This is a genomic window from Pseudomonadota bacterium (genome assembly GCA_016195085.1).
In the GTDB taxonomy this organism is placed as follows: domain Bacteria; phylum Pseudomonadota; class Alphaproteobacteria; order SHVZ01; family SHVZ01; genus JACQAG01.
Genome location: JACQAG010000006.1, coordinates 51,928 through 70,557 on the forward strand (window position 1 = coordinate 51,928; position 18,630 = coordinate 70,557).

The following is an 18,630-nucleotide window of genomic DNA, read 5'->3' on the forward strand; positions in this document are numbered from 1 at the left end:
CGACGCCGGCGCTACCCTCGGGAGCATGAACACGCTCCCCCGGGCGATCCTGCTGGATCTCGACGACACCATCCTGTCCTCCTACGGACGACCTGAGATCGCCTGGGCGAAGGTGACGGCTTCGTTCGCAAGCGCTCTACTGCCCCTGTCGTCGCCCACCGTGGCCACTGCGGTCGCCGACATTGCCCGCGCGTTCTGGAGCGATCCAGCGGCGCACAAATTCTGGCGCGGCCATCTGGGCGAGGCGCGCCGGCGTATCGCAGCGACCGCGCTCGCCCGGTTAGCGCCCGACCGCAACCCAGAGGATCGGGCGGAGCTGGCGATCGTCCTGGCCGACCGCTTCACGGCATTGCGGGAGGAGGAGATGCATCTGTTTGACGGCGCCGCCGAGACGCTCGATCGGCTGCGTCTCTTGGGCGTCGGCTTGGCGCTGATCACCAACGGCGCGGCCGAGACGCAACGGGCCAAGATCCGGCGCTTCGACCTCGAGCACCGGTTCGATCATATCCAGATCGAGGGAGAGTGCGGATTTGGCAAGCCCGAGGAGCGTGCTTATACCCACGCTATGATGGTGCTCAAGGTGCGCCCGAACGAGGCGTGGATGGTCGGCGATAATTTGGAGTGGGAGGTCGCGGCCCCGCAGCGCCTGGGCATTCACGCAATCTGGCTAGATGCCTACGATGCCGGCCTGCCACCCGGCAGCACGATCCGCCCCGACCGGATCGTGCGCAGCCTAACCGAGCTGCTGGCGCCGCGCGGCACCAAGGAACCGTGACTGCCGCATTGACGCGGGCTCATAGCGTAGGCTCGGAGCGGGTCAGGCGCCGGTAAAGGCCTGGATGCCGGTCTGGGCACGGCCGAGGATGAGGGCGTGGATGTCGTGGGTGCCCTCATAGGTGTTGACCGCCTCCAGATTCAGCACGTGGCGGATGACATGGAACTCGTCGGCGATGCCGTTGCCGCCGTGCATGTCGCGGGCCACCCGGGCGATGTCGAGGGACTTGCCGCAGGAGTTGCGCTTGACCATCGAGATGAGCTCAGGCGGGCAGCGTCCCTCGTCCTTGAGCCGGCCGACCCGAAGGCAGGTCTGCAGCCCGAGGGTGATCTCGGTCTGCATGTCGGCGAGCTTCTTCTGGATGAGCTGATTGGCCGCCAGCGGACGGCCGAACTGCTTCCTTTCCATAGTGTAGGTCCGCGCCGCATGCCAGCAGAACTCGGCGGCGCCCAAGGCTCCCCAGGCAATGCCGAAGCGCGCATTGTTGAGGCAGCCGAACGGCCCCTTGAGACCGCTCACATTCGGCAGCAGCGCATCTTCCGGCAGCTCGACATCGTCCATCACCACCTCGCCGGTGACCGAGGCGCGGAGCGCGAACTTGCCTTCGATCTTAGGCGTGGAGAGACCCTTGGCGCCGCGCTCCACGACGAAGCCGCGGATGACCCCGTCTTCGGTCTTGGCCCAGATCACGAACACATCGGCGATGGGCGCATTGCTGATCCAGGTCTTGGCGCCCTTGAGCAGATAGCCGCCCTGCACCTTGCGGGCGCGGGTGGTCATGCCTCCGGGATCGGAGCCGTGATCGGGCTCGGTCAGGCCGAAGGCGCCGACGAGCTCGCCGGTCGCCAACCGCGGCAGGTACTTCTGCCGCTGCGCCTCGGTGCCGTAGGCGTGGATCGGATGCATGACCAGGCTCGACTGCACGCTCAAGGTCGAGCGATAGCCGGAATCCACCCGCTCGATCTCGCGGGCTATCAGGCCATAGGAGACGTAATTCACCCCGGCGCAGCCATAGCCGCTGATGGTCGAGCCGAGAAGCCCGAGCTTGCCCATCTCGCCGAGCACGTCGCGGTCGACGCGTTCGTGACGAAACGCATCCACGATGCGCGGCATCAGCGTTTCTAGCGCGAAGGAGCGCGTCGTGTCGCGGATCAAACGCTCCGATTCGCTGAGCTGCTCGTCCAGGAGCAGCGGATCATCCCACTGAAACGTCGGTTTCTCGGCCGGCTTGTCGGCGCGCAAAGCAGTCATGGGGTCTCTCCGGAGATCTTTCTTACTATATACGCGCTTGACGGCGCTCGGCCAGCCAATGGCGGGAGTGACAGGAGCGGAGTCCGGGTGCAAACTTTCCGACTATGGATCACACCTCCGGCGACCGCGAGGTCCTGTTCGAATTCCACCGCGTCGGCGCCTATGTGAAGGTGAGCGCCGTCGATGCCAAGACCGGCGTCGAGGTTTCGATCGTTGGCGCGGCCGGCGCCGGCGAGGCCATGCTGAAGCGCACTGCGCTCAGCAAGCTCATCTACGTGCTGCGCAAGCATGGGCAGCTAAGCGCCTGAGCCAACGGCACTCTCCGGGCGAGGCCGGTGACTTTCGCCTTGCGTCGCCCCCAATGCACGACTAGGTTTTTTCGCTAAGCTGCCGCCCGCGCACGACGGGCCAGGGACCAATCAGGGACGCCACGCTTGCCAGCCACACGAGCGCTTGAAGCGACCGGACGATGCCCGCGCCGATGAAGCCGTCGCTTCGCCCCCTCGTTAAGCCGGATCCATGGAATATATCGTCCAGCAGCTGATCAACGGGCTCACCCTCGGGGCGATCTACGGTCTCATCGCCATCGGCTACACGATGGTCTACGGCATCATCGGGATGATCAACTTCGCGCATGGCGAGATCTATATGATCGGCGCCTTCATCTCGATCATCACCTTCATCATCCTCGGTATCGCCGGCGTCACCTTTGTGCCCCTGGCGCTGGTCGTGGTCCTGGTGACCGCGATGATCTTCACGGCGGCCTATGGCTGGGCCGTGGAACGCATCGCCTATCGGCCGCTACGCCGCTCCACGCGTCTGGCGCCGTTGATTTCCGCGATCGGCATGTCCTTGTTCTTGCAGAACTACGTCCAGCTCGTGCAAGGGGCGCGGGTGAAGCCGCTGCCGCCGGTCGTGACCGGCGGATACATCATCATGGAGAAGGACGGCTTCGCCGTTCGGCTGAGCGACATCCAGATCATCATAATGGTGGTGACGCTATCGCTCATGGTGCTGTTCACGGTCATGATCCAACGCACCGCCCTCGGGCGCTCGCAGCGCGCGACCGAGCAAGACATGGGCATGGCCGCGCTCGTCGGCGTCAATGTCGATCGCACCATCTCGCTCACCTTCGTCTTAGGCGCGGCGCTGGCGGCGGTGGCCGGCATGATGGTCACGCTCTACTACGGCGTCATCGATTTCTATATCGGCTTCCTCGCCGGCGTTAAGGCCTTCACCGCGGCGGTGCTGGGCGGTATCGGATCGCTCCCGGGCGCCATGCTGGGCGGCCTCCTGATCGGGCTGATCGAGGCGTTCTGGTCGGGCTTCTTCACCGTGGAATACAAGGACGTGGCGGTGTTCGGCATTCTCATCCTGACCTTGGTGTTCAAGCCGACCGGGCTCTTGGGCAAGCCCGACATCGAGAAGGTCTGAGCCGGTGGCGACCGCCGCGCTCAGCCAGCCGCATGGGGCCGCCCCGGATGCGCGCCGGGTGCTGAGAGACGCCGCGATCGCGGCGCTGGTCTGCCTCGCCTTGGCCTTGCCGATGATCGGCTTCGAGACTGCCGATGTCAGCGGCGGCATGGCGATCACGGTCAACACCCGCTTCGGCGACGTCGCCGTAGCCGTGATCGTCGTCTTCCTCGGCCAGATAGCCTTCGGACTCCTGCAATCCGGCCATGCCGTCCCGGTGCTCGCCGTGTCCGCCGGTGTCGCGGTGCTGCTGCCGACAATTGGCCTGCCGAACCCGGCGATCCAGTGGCTGGTCAGTCTCGGCGCAGCGGTGATCGCGATCCGGGCCGGCATCAAGCTATGGCAAGGGCGGACCACGGCGCCGAGCGCCGACTCCGAGGACAAGCTCGGCGAGTTCGGCGTGCTCTTGGGGCGCTGGCTCGGCCCGGCGGCGCTCATCCTCGCCATCATCTTTCCGTTCACGCCCTTCGCCAGCCGCTACCTGATCGATCTCGGCATTCTGGTCTTGACCTACGTCATGCTGGGTTGGGGCCTCAATGTCGTGGTCGGGCTCGCCGGCCTCCTCGATCTCGGCTATGTCGCCTTCTATGCGATGGGCGCCTATTCCTACGCGCTCATCGCCCAGCACTTCGGCTTGTCATTCTGGGCATGCCTGCCCTTGGCCGGTTTGTTCGCGGCCGTCACCGGCGTCATTCTCGGCTTTCCGGTCCTCCGTCTGCGGGGCGACTATCTCGCCATCGTGACCCTCGGCTTCGGCGAGATCATCCGCATCATTCTGCTCAACTGGTGGTATTTCACCGGCGGTCCCAACGGCATCTCCTCGATCCCCAGACCGAGCTTCTTCGGCCATCCCTTCGCCGCCAGCCCGCCGGAAGGCGTCACCGCGTTCCACGAGATCTTCGGTCTCGAGTTCTCCCCCGACCACCGCGTCTATTTTCTCTACTACGTCATTCTCACCCTGGCGCTCGTCACCAACCTGTTCACGCTCCGCATTCGCAGGCTGCCGATCGGCCGCGCCTGGGAGGCGCTGCGCGAGGACGAGATTGCCTGCCGCGCGCTCGGCATCAATCCCACCAACACCAAGCTCACCGCGTTTGCGATCGGCGCCATGTTCGGCGGCTTTGCCGGTTCCTTCTTCGCGACCCGGCAAGGTTTCATCAGCCCGGAGAGCTTCACCTTCACGGAATCGGCGCTGATCCTGGCCATCGTCGTGCTGGGCGGCATGGGCAGCCAGATCGGCATCGTGCTGGCCGCCCTGATGCTGATCGGAATTCCCGAATTCTTCCGCGAGCTCGCCCAATACCGCATACTCGCCTTCGGCGCGGCGATGATCGCGATCATGATCTGGCGGCCGCGCGGCCTCTTCGCCCACCGCGAGCCCTCGATCCGCCTCAACAAGGCCGGCTCCTCGCCATGAGCGGCAACGCACGCCAGCCTCTCCTCCAGGTCGAGCACCTGACCATGCGTTTCGGCGGCCTGGTCGCCGTCGATGACGTCGGCTTCACCGCTTATGACCGCGAGATCACCGCCATCATCGGACCGAACGGCGCGGGCAAGACGACCGTCTTCAATTGCCTGACCGGCTTCTATAGCCCGCCCGTGGGCCGGTTGCGGCTAACGGGCTCGCGCGGGGAATTTCTGCTGGAGCGCATGACCGGATTCCGCATCGCGCAGCGCGCCGGGGTGGCGCGCACCTTCCAGAACATCCGTCTATTTCCGCGGATGACCGTGCTGGAGAACCTGATCGTGGCCCAGCACAACGTACTGATGCGCGCGTCGGGCTTCACCGTTGCCGGACTCTTCGGGCTGGCGCGCTACGGCAACGCCGAACGTGGGGCGGTCGCGCTGGCGTTGGAATGGCTGGAACGTATCGGGCTGACGAAGCAGGCGGATTGGGAAGCGGGCAATCTACCCTACGGCTCGCAGCGTCGGCTCGAGATCGCCCGCGCCATGTGCACCAGGCCGACGCTGCTTTGCCTGGACGAGCCGGCCGCCGGCCTCAATCCGCGCGAGTCGGCGGAGCTGCGCCAGCTCCTGCTCGACATTCGCGAGCAGCAACGGATCGGCGTGCTTCTGATCGAGCACGACATGAGCGTGGTCATGGGCATCTCCGATCACATCGTCGTGCTCGACTATGGCAAGAAGATCTCCGACGGGACCCCGGAGGCGGTGCGCAACGATCCGAACGTCATCCGCGCCTATCTGGGCGAAGAGGAGACGGATGCCCTGCCGCCGGAAGTGGCGGTCGATCTCGGCGTCGAGGCGGCGAGGCGCTGATGCTGTCGATCGCCGGCGTCCACACCTTCTATGGGCATATCGAGGCGCTCAGGGGCGTCGATATCGAGGTGGCGACGGGCGAGATCGTGACCTTGATCGGCGCCAACGGCGCCGGCAAGTCGACGCTTCTGATGACCATCTGCGGCAACCCGCGCGCCAAGCAGGGCCGCATCCTGTTCGAAGGCACCGACATCACGGCGATGCCGACCTTCGAGATCGTCCGCCTCGGCATCGCGCAAGCACCGGAGGGCCGGCGGATCTTTCCGCGCATGACCATCTTGGAGAATCTGCAGATGGGCGCCACGACGGCAGCGCCCGAGCATTTTGCCGAAGACTGCGAGCGGGTCTTTACGCTGTTTCCCATCCTCAGGCAGCGCCAGAGCCAGCGCGGCGGCACCTTGTCGGGCGGCGAGCAGCAGATGCTCTCGATCGGCCGGGCGCTGATGAGCCGGCCCAGGCTCTTGCTTCTGGACGAACCCTCGCTCGGCCTGGCGCCGATGATCGTCAAGCAGATCTTCGACGTGATCGGCGAGATCAACCGCCGGGAGAAGGTGACGGTCTTCCTCGTCGAGCAGAACGCCTACCATGCCTTGAAGCTCGCCCATCGCGGTTATGTGATGGCCAATGGCTCAGTCATGCTGAGCGGCACCGGCCGCGAGCTCCTCGCAAATCGTGAGGTGCGGGCCGCCTATCTCGAGGGCGGGCACTGATGGAAGCCATCCTCGGGGCCAAGCTCGGCGTGTTCCTTGGCTTCACCGTGGTCATGTTCGGCGGTGCGGCGGTGATGACCGGCCAGGCGATGGCGCAGACTTGGCGTCCGCTCTGGCAGGTGGTGCCCTATGGTCTCTTGATGGCGGTGGGCAATCGGCTGCTTAGCTTCATGCTTTTCGAGGCACCGTTGCTGTCGGTCGCGGGCTTCGTGGCATCGGCGATCGTGCTCATTGGGCTGAGCGCGCTCAGCCACCGCTTGACCTTCGCCCGCAAGATGGTCGACCAGTATCCCTGGTTGTACGAACGTCACGGTTTGTTCCGCTGGCGCGCGAGGTACTAGCAGGCGCATCAAGGCTTTGCTACAACCTCGCTAGGCTGCTACGGCAGCAGTTTCGTCCTCGGCCCGTGGGTGGCTGGTCAATGGATTCCAGCACCCCAGGGCAGTCATCACTGACAGGGAGTTAACCCCACATGCGTAGATGGACTTCGTCCCTCCTCGCCGCGGCGGCGGTGGCAGCATTCACTGCTGCGCCGGCCAAGGCGCAGGACATCCTCATCGCCACGGTCGGCCCAATGACCGGCCAATATGCGGCGTTCGGCGAACAGATGAAGCGCGGCGCCGACATGGCGATTGCGGATATCAATGCGAAGGGCGGCGTGCTGGGCCGCAAGGTCACGATCCAGATCGGCGACGACGCGTGCGATCCGAAGCAGGCGGTGGCGGTGGCCAACCAGCTGGTCGGACGCAAGGTTGCGTTCGTAGCCGGGCATTTCTGCTCATCCTCCTCGATCCCGGCCTCGGCTATCTACAACGAAGCCGATGTCTTGCAGATGACGCCGGCCTCGACCAACCCGGCCTTGACCGACGGCGCGGCGGAAAAGGGCTGGCAGAACGTGCTCCGCTCCTGCGGCCGCGACGACGCGCAGGGCCTGGTCGCCGGCAAGTGGCTGGCGCAGCAATACAAAGCCAAGAAGGTCGCCATCATTCACGACAAGTCGGCCTATGGTAAGGGCCTCGCCGATGAGACCAAGAAGGCGATGAACGCCGCGGGACTGCAGGAGGCCATGTACGAGGCCATCACCCAGGGCGACAAGGACTTCTCGGCCGTCATCAGCAAGATGAAGGCGGGCGGCATCGACGTCATGTATCTCGGCGGCTATCACACCGAGGCCGGCCTCCTGGTCCGCCAGGCGCGCGAGCAGGGCTTCAATGCGCTCTTGGTTTCTGGCGATGCCTTGGTGACCGACGAGTTCTGGAAGATCACCGGCAACGCCGGGCAGGGCACGCTCATGACCTTCCCGCCGGATCCGCGCAAGCTGTCCACGGCGAAGGACGTGGTCGCCAAGTTCAAGGCGCAGAACTACGATCCGGAGGGCTACACCCTCTACACCTATGCGGCGATCCAGGCTTGGGCCGCGGCCGCGACGGCAACGAAGTCGTTGAAGACCGCCGATCTCGCCAAGTGGTTCCGCTCGAACAAGGTCAACACCGTGATCGGCCCGATCGAGTGGGACAAGAAGGGCGACATCAAGAACGCTTCCTACGTCTGGTACATCTTCAAGGAAGGCAAATACGCCGAGATGTAATCCGGCGCTGGCTGGGAGCTGATCCCACGAACATGCGGCCCGGCGGCAATTCCGCCGGGCCGTTTTCGTCGGGTCCCGGTGCCGTTGGGCGCGCCAAGAGGCGGGCGAACCCATGGCGGGGCGCCTGGATCGGGCGTGGTTGAGCGAAATACGCGCTTGCGAGGGGGGCGAAGGGACCAGCCAGCCGGCCGGCCCAAGACTAACGTTTGGCTGGACTGCGCCCGAGGCCGATCTTCTTAGCAAACATCGAGCGTTGCTCGGCATAGTTCGGCGCCACCATCGGATAGTCGGGCGGCAATCCCCATTTCGCACGGTATTCTTCAGGCGTCATGCCGTAAGTCGTGCGGAGATGACGCTTCAACATTTTCAGCTTCTTGCCGTCTTCCAGACAGACGATGTAATCCGGGGTCACCGAGCGACGAATTGCCACCGCCGGCTTAAGCGGCTCCGGCTGAGCACTTTTCGAATGACCGTTCAACTGAGAAAGCGAGCCGAAAACCAGGTTGATGACGTCGGAGATTTGTCCCGTGCCGACGGCATTCTTGCCAACATACGCTGCCACCACATCCGTGGTCATGCGCAGTAGCTCGCCATGTGAAATCGTGACTTGATCTGCGAGGTCGCTCATCTGATCAATGTCCGAAATGTAAAGCTGCGGTCGCCGAATTTTTCACATGATGCAATTTAGATGTCAATGAGCAAAATGCTGAGCATTGGCATTACATCAACTGATACCGGTCAACCGTAGTAATTCCCATCCGGCACCGCCCGGTTATGCCTTGAAAAGGGTCTCGCTGATGCAAGTTTTGCCGCGGGATCTCCACCAGGGCAAATATTCAATACCTAGTATGATCTGGCATCGCGCAACGGACATATGGTAGAGTGCCGCCACGACGACCATCCGAGCATTATGACCCCGGAAATCATTGGGAGCGCCGCGCAAATCGCGTCGCCACGCTCTCCCGACATGCCCAGACTGGAATTCGCAATCGCATGACCCTGAAGCAGACGAGAGCACAGCTGACTGAGGAGAGCGCCGCCGCACGCGGCTTTTTCGAGACCCCGCTCGCCGCCGCCGATCGCGATCTCCACGCGGCGATCGGGCGGGAGCTCAACCGCCAGCAGAGCCAGGTCGAGCTCATCGCCTCGGAGAACATCGTCAGCCGCGCGGTCTTGGCCGCGCAAGGCTCGGTGCTGACCAACAAGTACGCCGAGGGTCTACCAGGCAAGCGTTACTATGGCGGCTGCGCGTTCGTCGACGAGGCCGAGTTGCTGGCGATCGAGCGCGCCAAGACATTGTTCGGGTGCCGCTTCGCCAATGTTCAGCCGCATTCCGGCGCGCAGGCGAACCAAGCGGTCTTCCTCGCCCTCTTGAACCCCGGCGATGTCGTGCTCGGCATGTCGCTCGCCGCCGGCGGTCATCTGACCCACGGCGCCGCCCCGAACATCTCCGGCAAATGGTTCAAGGCGGTGCAATACGGCGTGCGCCGCGAGGATGCGCTCATCGACTTCGAGGAAGTCGAGCGGCTCGCCCGCGAAACCCGGCCGCGCCTCATCATCGCCGGCGGATCCGCCTATCCGCGCATCATCGACTTCACCCGTTTCCGCCGCATCGCCGATGCGGTCGGCGCCTATCTCATGGTCGACATGGCGCATTTCGCCGGGCTGGTCGCCGGCGGCGCCTATCCAAGCCCGCTCGCTCATGCCCATGTGGTCACCACGACGACCCACAAGACGCTGAGAGGTCCGCGCGGCGGCATGCTCCTCAGCATGGATGAGGAGCTCGGCAAAAAGCTCAACGCCGCGGTCTTCCCCGGTCTCCAGGGTGGGCCGCTGATGCATGTGATCGCCGCCAAGGCGGTCGCCTTCGGCGAAGCGCTCAAGCCCGAATTCAAGTCCTATGCGCGCGCGGTCGTTGCCAACGCGCAGATCCTGGCCTCCAGCCTGGTCGAGCGCGGCCTGGCCATCGTCTCCGGTGGCACCGACAGCCATCTGATGCTGGTCGATCTCAGGCCGAAAGGGCTCACCGGCAAGGCTGCCGAGGCTTCGCTCGAGCGCGCCGGCATGACCTGCAACAAGAACGGCATCCCGTTCGATCCGGAGAAGCCGACAATCACCTCCGGCATCCGACTGGGGACGCCGGCGGCCACCACACGCGGCTTCGGACCGGCGGAATTTCGCCTGGTCGGCGGGCTGATCGGCGATGTACTTGACGGATTGGCGCGAAATCCGAACGACAATGCAGCAACCGAGGCTCGGGCGCGGGCTCGGGTGACCGAGCTCTGCGATCGGTTCCCGATCTATCCGATCCTGCCTTAGCTCGGGGTTGTTAGGAGAGGAGGGGGGCGATGCGCTGTCCGTTTTGCGGGCACGAGGATACGCAGGTCAAAGACTCGCGGCCGACGGAGGATAATTCCGCCATCCGGAGGCGGCGGTTCTGCACGGCTTGTGGCTCACGCTTCACCACCTTCGAACGTGTGCAGCTGCGGGAGCTCACGGTCGTCAAGAAGAACGGCAAGCGGGCGCCCTTCGATCGCGACAAGCTCGCGCGCTCGATGCAGGTGGCTCTGCGCAAGCGTCCTGTCGATCCCGACCGCCTCGAGCGAGTCATCAACTCGATCGTGCGCAGGCTGGAAAGCATGGGCGAGAGCGAGATCCAGTCGCAAGTGATCGGCGAACTGGTGATGGACGCGCTCGCCAATCTCGATCCCGTCGCCTACGTGCGGTTCGCATCGGTTTATCGCAACTTCCGGGAAGCGAAGGACTTCGAAGACTTCTTGGGCAAGCTCGGCGGCGATGCCACCTAGTACCGACTTTCGTAGAAGGTCGGTACAAATCGGCTTAGGCAAGTACCTGATTCACGCGCAAATTCGTGAGTCGACCACGGCCCACGAATTTGCGCGATCCGGTACTGGGCGGTAATGACGGCCTCCGATCGGGACTACATGGCTGGGGCGCTCGCGCTGGCACGGCGCGGGCGTGGACGCGTGTGGCCGAACCCGACGGTTGGCGCGGTCCTGGTCAAAGACGGTCGGGTGGTTGGGCGCGGCTGGACGCAGCCGGGCGGCCGGCCGCATGCGGAGACCGAGGCGCTCCGCCGGGCGGGGCCGGCGGCCCGCGGCGCGACGATCTACGTAACCCTGGAGCCCTGCGCCCATCATGGCAAGACGCCGCCCTGCGCCGATGCGCTGGTCGAGGCAGGGATCGCGCGCGCCGTGGTGGCGCTCGAGGATCCCGACCCGCGCGTGTCCGGCCGCGGCATGGCCAGGCTGCAGCAGGCTGGCATACCGGTTGACGTAGGCCTGGGCGAGGCCGAGGCGAAGGAGATCAATCTCGGCTTCCTGACCCGGCTCGCCATCGGCCGGCCGATGGTGACGCTCAAGATCGCCACCACGCTCGACGGACGCATCGCCACCCATAGCGGCGAGAGCCGCTGGATTTCCGGCGAGCCGGCCCGTGCGCTGGCGCATGCGCTTCGCGCCAATCACGACGCGGTCCTGGTCGGGGTCGGCACGGCTTTGATCGACGATCCGTTGCTCACCTGCCGCCTGCCGGGCCTCGCCCAGGACTCCCCGGTGCGCATCGTCGTCGACGGTCATTTGCGCCTGCCGCTCACCAGCGCGCTTGCCGCCTCCGCTACGACGACGCCGACCTGGATCGCCTGCCTGGAGAACGCCGACCGCCATCGCAAAGAAGCCTTCCGCGATTGCGGCGTCGACATCATTCAAGCCGCCGCCAACGACGGCGGCCGGGTCGATCTCGCCGCCCTGCTGCGCGAGCTGGGCGATCGCGGCATCACCAGGCTCCTGGTCGAAGGCGGCTCGCAGATCGTCGCCAGCCTGCTCCGCCTCGATCTCGTCGACCGGGTCGTCTGGTGCCGGTCGGCGCGGTTCATCGGCGGCGACGGCGTGCCGGTTGCCGCACCCCTCGGCCTCCGGCACCTTGCCGATGCGCCGGCGTTCACCCTGACCGACGTCGCCCGCATCGGCGAAGATGTGATGGAAACCTATGCCCGGGCGGGCTAATACCCGGGCAGCATGTTCACAGGCATCGTCACGGATATCGGCCGCCTCGAACGCGTCGAGCGGCGCCAAGACGCAAGGTTCACGCTCGGAACCGGCTATGACACCGGCCTGATCGCGCTCGGCGCCTCGATCGCCTGCGCCGGCGTCTGCCTGACGGTCGTGGACAAAGGGCCGGGTTGGTTCGCCGTCGACGTCTCCGGCGAGACCCTGGCGCGAACCACCTTGGGCGAGTGGCGGCAAGGACTGGGCGTCAACCTCGAGCGCTCGCTGCATGTGGGTGACGAGCTCGGCGGCCATCTCGTCTCGGGCCATGTCGACGGGGTCGCCGAGCTGGTTTCGGCGGCGCCCGAAGGCGGCAGCCGGCGCCTGGTCTTTGCCGTGCCGGAGCCGCTCGCCCGGTTCGTGGCCGCCAAGGGCGCGCTGGCGCTGGACGGCGTTTCGCTGACGGTCAATGAAGTTGACGGAGTGCGGGTCGGCGTGAACATCATCCCCCACACGTGGTCCCACACGACGTTTCAAGAGTTGCAGCCGGGCAGCCGGGTCAACCTCGAGGTCGACATGCTGGCGCGGTACGTGGCGCGGCTCTTACACCGGGAGTGAGCTCTTTGTCGCAGTCCGCCGCCTTGGCCACGCTCTACAAGGGCGCGCTCTCCAACATCGAGGAAGTGGTCGAGGAGGCACGTCAAGGCCGCATGTTCATCCTTATCGACGATGAAGATCGGGAGAACGAGGGCGACCTGATCATCCCGGCCGAGAAAGCCACGCCGGAGGCCATCAACTTCATGGCCCGCTATGGCCGCGGCCTCATCTGCCTGGCGCTCACGCGCGAACGGGTCGAACGCCTGGATCTGTCCTTGATGCCGCGGCAGAACGCGACCAGGCATCAGACCGCCTTCACCGTATCGATCGAGGCGCGGGAAGGGGTAACGACGGGCATCTCGGCGCATGACCGCGCCCGCACCATCCAGGTGGCAACCGATCCGGCAAAGGGTCGCGATGACATCGTCACCCCCGGCCACATCTTTCCCCTGGTCGCCCGCGACGGCGGCGTGCTCGTGCGCGCCGGCCATACCGAGGCAGCCGTCGACATCGCCCGCCTCGCCGGCCTCAATCCGTCCGGCGTCATCTGCGAGATCATGAAAGACGACGGCACCATGGCGCGGCTCCCCGACCTGGTGAGCTTCGCCCAGCTTCATGGGCTCAAGGTCGCCACCATCGCCGATCTCATTGCCCATCGCCGGCGCACGGAATCCACCATCCAGAGGCTCATGGAGAGCGTGCTCGACAGCCATCACGGCGGCACGTTCCGAATGATCATCTACGTGAACAAGGTCGCCTATGCGGAGCATATCGCGCTCGTCAAAGGCGACGTGGCGGCATCCGGTCCGGTGCTCGTGCGCATGCACGCCTTGAACGTGCTGGATGACGTGCTGAACGATCGCTCGCGCGATCGCGGCGGCGAGCTGCAAGCGGCCATGGATCTCATCGGCCAGGAGGGCAGGGGCGTGGTCGTGCTCTTGCGCGAGCCGCATCGCACCAGCCTCTCCGATCGGGTCCGCGCGCGCCAGGCACCCGGCAAGGGGCCCGAAACCGATCTCCGCGACTATGGCGTCGGCGCCCAGATCCTCATCGATCTCGGCGTTCGCGACATGGTGCTCCTGTCCAACACCAAGCGCACGATCGTCGGCTTGGACGGCTATGGGTTGAACCTGGTCGAGCAGCGGCCGATCCCGCGCCGCAAGGTCTGAGGGGCGCGCCCATGGTCAAGCGCGCAGCCAAAGTCTCGATCCAGACCGTCCGCATCAAAGCGCATGTGCTGGTGGCGATCGCGCGCTTCTATGACGACATCGCCGACGAACTGGTCCGGGGTGCCACCGCCGTGCTGGCGACGTCGGGTGCCAGCTGGGAGATGGCGACCGTGCCGGGCGCCTTCGAGATTCCAGCCGCACTGCGTTTCGCCAGCGTGCGGCGGCGGCGGCGCTTCGACGGCTATGTGGCGTTGGGCTGCGTCATCCGGGGCGAGACCAGCCATTACGACTATGTCTGCGGCGAGAGCGCGCGCGGGCTGCAGGACCTGGCGGTGCAGCACGGGCTCGCCATCGGCTACGGCATCCTGACCGTGGATACCAAGGCGCAAGCCTGGGAAAGAGCCAAGGTCGACCGCCTCGACAAGGGCGGCGATGCAGCCCGCGCCTGCCTGGCGATGGTGGCGCTCAAGCGGCAGTTTCGCAGGAGCCCACGATGACCGGGCCCGATCGCAATCTCGGCAGGCGGACCCGAAGCGCCGCCAGGCTTGCCGCAGTGCAGGCGATCTACCAGATCGAGCTTGCCGGCGCCGAGGTCGAGGCGGTCGTCGGCGAATTCCTCGCCCACCGCCTCAGCCCCGCTACGGCCGAGCCCGAGGCGGCGTCCGTCGACAAGGCGCTTTTCGCCGAGCTCGTGCGCGGCGTTGCCTCCCGGCGCCCGGAGCTGGACAGCCTGCTCACCCGGCACCTGAGCGAGAGCTGGGCACTCGACCGCCTCGAGCTGGTCCTGGCGGCGATCCTGCGCGCCGCCACCTTCGAGCTCTTGGCCCGGACGGACGTGCCGCCGCGCGTCACCTTGAATGAATACGTCGACGTCGCGCACGCCTTCTACGCCGGCAAGGAGCCGGGGTTCGTCAATGGCGTGCTCGACCGCATCGCCCGCGAGCTGCGCCCGCAAGAGCTGGACAACGACAATCGCTCCCAACAAACCCGAACGGCTGGATGAATTCGGGCGCATCGCCCGGTTCTATGCGCCCCTTGCCACCGGATTCCCCGGCGCGCTGGATCTTGCCGACGACGCGGCGTTCATCGCTTCCGTGCCGGGTCAGGATCTGGTGGTCACCACCGATGCCTTGGTCGAAGGCGTGCATTTTCGCAGCGCCGACGCCGCAGATCTCATCGCCCGCAAGGCGCTTCGCGTGAATATTTCCGATCTCGCCGCCAAGGGTGCGACACCGTTCGCCTATACCTTGGCCGCGGTTCTGCCGCAGCGCGTCGGCGAGGATTGGCTCGAAGGCTTTGCGCTGGGATTGGCGGCCGACCAGGCCGAATTCGCGGTGCATCTCATCGGCGGCGACTCGACCGCCACACCGGGGCCGATCACGCTCTCCATCACCGCTCTCGGTCGTGTGCCGGCAGGCCGGGCGCTGTTGCGCTCGACGGCCAGGCCCGGCGACGTCGTCTACGTCTCCGGCACGATCGGCGATGGCGCGCTCGGTCTTGCCGTCCTCGAGGGTGAATTCGCCGGCTTGGACGCCGTTCACGGCGCCTATCTGAAGGACCGCTATTGGCTACCTCGACCCCGGCCCGGTCTGGGCCAAGCGCTCATCGGCCATGCCCGTGCCGCGATCGACATCTCCGATGGGCTCGTCGCCGATCTCGGGCATATCGCTGAGACCTCGCATGTTGGGGCGGAGATCCACACCGACCGCATCCCGCTCTCGGCGGCCGCGAGGGTGGTCCTGGCGGGGCGGCCGGCGGCGATCGAACGCGTGCTCACCGGCGGTGACGATTACGAGCTCCTGTTCACCGCCCCGCCGGAAGCGGAGCAATCGATCGAGGCGGCGAGCAAGCGGGCCGGCGTCGCCGTCACCGCGATCGGCCATATCCGTGGCGGGGATGGAGTGCAGGCGCTCGACGGCGATGGCCGGCCCCTGCGGCTGACGGCCAGCGGGTACCGGCATTTCTAAGCGCCCCAATCCGCTCCGCTCGCACGGGCGGCCTGGTAAGATGCTGCCATGCGGCTGTTGATTCTGCTGGTGGTCCTGGCGGCGGTTCTGGGCGGTGGCGGGTTCGTCGCCTGGACCTTCTATCGCGCACCGCTGCAGGGTGTGGTGGAGAACCTGCTGAAGGCGAAAGAGCCGCCGAGCCTGCAACTGCTCCTGGAACCGGTTACCGTGCCTTTGTTCAAGGACGGGCAACCCGACCGCTTTCTCATCTTGGAGATGGTCCTGGTGGTGGCCGGGCCCGAGGGGCTGCAGACGGCAACCCGGCTCAGGCCGCGGATCGTCGATGCCTTCGTGCTCTACCTGCACGCCCTGGCGCAGCTCTCCATCGAGCCCGGCCTTACCGACCTCGACTTCGTCAAGCAGCGGCTGCTCATCGTCTGCGAGCGTGTGACCGGGCCTGGCGTCGTCCGCGATATCCTCTTCAAGAACGCCTTCGAGCGCCCGTTGCAATAGCCGGTCCGGCGCCGGTGTGCTGGCTGTCGACCATCCCGGCGAAGAGCCGAGATCCAAGTCCGATCAGCGGGTTGCGCAGGAGGATTTATCTGCTATGTTCCGCCCGCTTCGTCGCCGGGCGGTATCTTAACCGCCTGGTTCGGAGATCTTCCTGGAGGGGTGAGGTGCCATGACCGGTCTCTACGTGTTCATCATTGCCTGTGGGGGCCTGGCCCTGCTGTATGGCGCCTATACCGTTCGCGGCGTCTTGGCGGCGAGCACCGGCAATGCACGCATGCAGGAGATCGCCCAGGCGATTCAGATCGGCGCCCAAGCCTATCTCAACCGCCAATACACCACGATCGCCATCGTCGGCGGGGTGATCTTCCTAGTGCTGACCGCGCTCCTGGGAATCATGGTCGGCATCGGCTTCCTCATCGGCGCGGTCTTGTCCGCGGCGACCGGCTATATCGGCATGAACGTGTCGGTGCGCGCCAATGTGCGCACCGCCGAGGGCGCGCGCCAGGGCCTCGCTCATGCGCTCAGCCTCGCTTTCCGTTCCGGTGCCATCACCGGCATGCTGGTGGCGGGCTTGGCGCTGCTCGGCGTCTCCGGCTACTACTTCGTGCTGCTCGGCTCGGGCGCCACCGGCCGCGCGCTGGTCGACCCGCTGGTCGCGCTCGGATTCGGTGCCTCGCTCATCTCGATCTTCGCCCGCCTTGGCGGCGGCATCTTCACCAAGGGCGCCGATGTCGGCGCCGACCTCGTCGGCAAGGTCGAGGCCGGAATCCCCGAGGATGATCCCCGCAACCCCGCCGTGATCGCCGACAACGTCGGGGACAACGTCGGCGATTGCGCCGGCATGGCCGCCGACCTGTTCGAGACCTACGCCGTCACCGTGGTGGCGACGATGGTGCTCGCCTCCATCTTCTTCCCGGGCGCCAACCAGCTGCAGATGATGGCCTATCCCTTGGCGATCGCCGCGGCCTGCATCATCACCTCGATCATCGGCACCTTCTTCGTGCGTCTGGATGCGTCCAACAACATCATGTGGGCGCTCTATAAGGGCGTCATCGTCAGCGCGATACTGTCCGCCATCGTGCTCTGGCCGGTGACCGATTGGGTCATCGGCATGGGGACGACCTTCAGCTCGGGCGGCATGACCTACCCCGGGCGATACCTGTTCTATTGCGGGCTCGTCGGCCTGCTGGTGACCGGCTTCATCGTGTGGATCACCGAATACTACACCGGGACCGCCTACCGCCCGGTTCGAAGCATCGCCGAGGCGTCGCGTACCGGTCACGGCACCAACGTCATTCAAGGGCTTGCCATCTCCCTGGAGGCGACGGCGGTTCCCGCGCTCATTATCTGCGTCGGCATCATCGCCTGCTACCTGCTTGCCGGGCTCTTCGGCATCGCCATCGCGGTCACGACCATGCTGGCGCTGGCCGGCATGATCGTCGCGCTCGATGCCTATGGACCGGTCACCGACAATGCGGGCGGCATTGCCGAAATGGCCGATCTGCCGAAGGACGTGCGCAAGACCACCGACGCCCTCGACGCGGTGGGCAACACGACCAAGGCCGTCACCAAGGGCTACGCGATCGGCTCGGCAGGATTGGGCGCGCTCGTGCTTTTCGCCGCCTACACCGAAGACCTCAAATTCTTCATCGCCAATCCGAGCCAGTTTCCCGGCTTCGTCGGCGTCAAGCTCGACTTCTCGCTCTCCAATCCCTATGTCGTCGTCGGCCTGCTCCTGGGCGGATTGCTGCCCTATCTCTTCGCCGCCATGGGGATGACCGCGGTCGGACGTGCGGCCGGCTCGGTGGTGATCGAGGTTCGCCGGCAGTTCAAGGAAATACCGGGCATCATGAAAGGCAAGGCCAAGCCCGACTATTCCAAGGCCGTCGACATGCTGACGCGGGCGGCGATCAAGGAGATGATCGTTCCAAGCCTGCTTCCGGTGCTCTCGCCGATCGCGCTCTACATCGTCATCGGCGCGATCGGCGGCAAGGGCGCGGCGCTCTCGGCGGTGGGCGCGATGCTGCTCGGCGTCATCGTTACCGGACTGTTCGTGGCCATATCGATGACCGCGGGCGGTGGCGCTTGGGACAACGCCAAGAAGTACATCGAGGAGGGCCATTTCGGCGGCAAGGGCTCCGAGGCCCATAAGGCCGCCGTTACCGGCGACACCGTCGGCGATCCTTACAAGGACACCGCCGGGCCGGCAGTCAACCCGATGATCAAGATCACCAACATCGTGGCCTTGCTATTGCTGGCGGCGCTCGCCCACGGCTAAGGGCGGCGGCGCCAGGATCGCGGAGGTTCGATCTACGGGAATCCGG

The 18,630-nt window shown here is 65.7% G+C and carries 19 protein-coding genes and 1 pseudogene; 18 read left to right on the top strand and 2 right to left on the bottom strand.

Annotated features, from left to right (window positions below; all coding sequences use genetic code 11):
• The first annotated feature begins 25 nt into the window (after positions 1–25).
• A complete protein-coding gene (locus HY058_01755) occupies positions 26–775 on the top strand; it encodes an HAD family hydrolase (GenBank protein ID MBI3496011.1) in 750 nt (249 codons plus the stop codon).
• A 42-nt stretch (positions 776–817) separates the two neighbouring features.
• On the opposite strand, the gene HY058_01760 is transcribed toward HY058_01755, so the two are convergent.
• Positions 818–2,026, bottom strand: a complete 1,209-nt coding sequence (locus tag HY058_01760) for an acyl-CoA dehydrogenase (protein MBI3496012.1) — start codon at positions 2,024–2,026, stop codon at positions 818–820.
• Positions 2,027–2,130: 104 nt separating this feature from the next.
• Here HY058_01760 and HY058_01765 point away from each other — a divergent pair, with 104 nt between their 5' ends.
• From HY058_01765 to HY058_01795, 7 genes and pseudogenes are all read left to right on the top strand, one after another.
• On the top strand, positions 2,131–2,334 hold the full coding sequence (locus tag HY058_01765; GenBank protein ID MBI3496013.1) for a hypothetical protein: 204 nt from the start codon (positions 2,131–2,133) through the stop codon (positions 2,332–2,334).
• Between the two features lie 211 nt (positions 2,335–2,545).
• The gene (locus tag HY058_01770; GenBank protein ID MBI3496014.1) at positions 2,546–3,460 is read left to right on the top strand and encodes a branched-chain amino acid ABC transporter permease LivH; all 915 of its coding nucleotides are present in this window, start codon (positions 2,546–2,548) and stop codon (positions 3,458–3,460) included.
• A 79-nt stretch (positions 3,461–3,539) separates the two neighbouring features.
• Positions 3,540–4,916: pseudogene (livM, locus tag HY058_01775) on the top strand (high-affinity branched-chain amino acid ABC transporter permease LivM).
• Positions 4,913–5,776, top strand: a complete 864-nt coding sequence (locus tag HY058_01780; GenBank protein MBI3496015.1) for an ATP-binding cassette domain-containing protein — start codon at positions 4,913–4,915, stop codon at positions 5,774–5,776. Before livM ends, HY058_01780 begins: the two are co-directional and overlap by 4 nt.
• Positions 5,776–6,486: an ABC transporter ATP-binding protein gene (locus tag HY058_01785; GenBank protein ID MBI3496016.1), complete on the top strand. Its 711-nt coding sequence runs from the start codon at positions 5,776–5,778 to the stop codon at positions 6,484–6,486. The genes HY058_01780 and HY058_01785 overlap by 1 nt, the downstream gene beginning before the upstream one ends.
• Positions 6,486–6,827, top strand: a complete 342-nt coding sequence (locus tag HY058_01790; protein ID MBI3496017.1) for a hypothetical protein — start codon at positions 6,486–6,488, stop codon at positions 6,825–6,827. The genes HY058_01785 and HY058_01790 overlap by 1 nt, the downstream gene beginning before the upstream one ends.
• A gap of 131 nt (positions 6,828–6,958) precedes the next feature.
• On the top strand, positions 6,959–8,074 hold the full coding sequence (locus tag HY058_01795) for a branched-chain amino acid ABC transporter substrate-binding protein (GenBank protein ID MBI3496018.1): 1,116 nt from the start codon (positions 6,959–6,961) through the stop codon (positions 8,072–8,074).
• A gap of 199 nt (positions 8,075–8,273) precedes the next feature.
• Here the strand turns inward: HY058_01795 and HY058_01800 are convergent, their stop codons facing one another.
• Positions 8,274–8,702: a MucR family transcriptional regulator gene (locus HY058_01800; protein ID MBI3496019.1), complete on the bottom strand. Its 429-nt coding sequence runs from the start codon at positions 8,700–8,702 to the stop codon at positions 8,274–8,276.
• Between the two features lie 365 nt (positions 8,703–9,067).
• Between HY058_01800 and HY058_01805 the strand changes: the two genes are divergently transcribed.
• The 10 genes from HY058_01805 (at position 9,068) to HY058_01850 (ending at position 18,584) form a co-directional block, all read left to right on the top strand.
• Positions 9,068–10,393 (top strand): serine hydroxymethyltransferase, encoded by a 1,326-nt coding sequence (locus HY058_01805; protein ID MBI3496020.1) that lies wholly within the window; start codon positions 9,068–9,070, stop codon positions 10,391–10,393.
• A gap of 29 nt (positions 10,394–10,422) precedes the next feature.
• Positions 10,423–10,881, top strand: a complete 459-nt coding sequence (nrdR, locus tag HY058_01810; protein ID MBI3496021.1) for a transcriptional repressor NrdR — start codon at positions 10,423–10,425, stop codon at positions 10,879–10,881.
• Positions 10,882–11,019: 138 nt separating this feature from the next.
• Positions 11,020–12,099: a bifunctional diaminohydroxyphosphoribosylaminopyrimidine deaminase/5-amino-6-(5-phosphoribosylamino)uracil reductase RibD gene (gene ribD / locus HY058_01815; GenBank protein MBI3496022.1), complete on the top strand. Its 1,080-nt coding sequence runs from the start codon at positions 11,020–11,022 to the stop codon at positions 12,097–12,099.
• 12 nt (positions 12,100–12,111) lie between these two features.
• A complete protein-coding gene (locus HY058_01820; GenBank protein MBI3496023.1) occupies positions 12,112–12,699 on the top strand; it encodes a riboflavin synthase in 588 nt (195 codons plus the stop codon).
• Positions 12,700–12,791: 92 nt separating this feature from the next.
• Positions 12,792–13,847 (top strand): 3,4-dihydroxy-2-butanone-4-phosphate synthase, encoded by a 1,056-nt coding sequence (gene ribB / locus HY058_01825; protein MBI3496024.1) that lies wholly within the window; start codon positions 12,792–12,794, stop codon positions 13,845–13,847.
• Between the two features lie 11 nt (positions 13,848–13,858).
• A complete protein-coding gene (locus HY058_01830; protein MBI3496025.1) occupies positions 13,859–14,344 on the top strand; it encodes a 6,7-dimethyl-8-ribityllumazine synthase in 486 nt (161 codons plus the stop codon).
• Positions 14,341–14,850 (top strand): transcription antitermination factor NusB, encoded by a 510-nt coding sequence (nusB, locus tag HY058_01835; protein ID MBI3496026.1) that lies wholly within the window; start codon positions 14,341–14,343, stop codon positions 14,848–14,850. The genes HY058_01830 and nusB overlap by 4 nt, the downstream gene beginning before the upstream one ends.
• A complete protein-coding gene (thiL, locus tag HY058_01840) occupies positions 14,762–15,814 on the top strand; it encodes a thiamine-phosphate kinase (protein ID MBI3496027.1) in 1,053 nt (350 codons plus the stop codon). The genes nusB and thiL overlap by 89 nt, the downstream gene beginning before the upstream one ends.
• Positions 15,815–15,862: 48 nt before the next feature.
• Positions 15,863–16,306 (top strand): flagellar basal body-associated FliL family protein, encoded by a 444-nt coding sequence (locus HY058_01845; GenBank protein ID MBI3496028.1) that lies wholly within the window; start codon positions 15,863–15,865, stop codon positions 16,304–16,306.
• Between the two features lie 169 nt (positions 16,307–16,475).
• Positions 16,476–18,584 carry a sodium-translocating pyrophosphatase gene (locus tag HY058_01850; GenBank protein MBI3496029.1) on the top strand — a complete coding sequence of 703 codons (2,109 nt, stop codon included), beginning with the start codon at positions 16,476–16,478 and terminating at the stop codon, positions 18,582–18,584.
• Positions 18,585–18,630 lie beyond the last annotated feature (46 nt).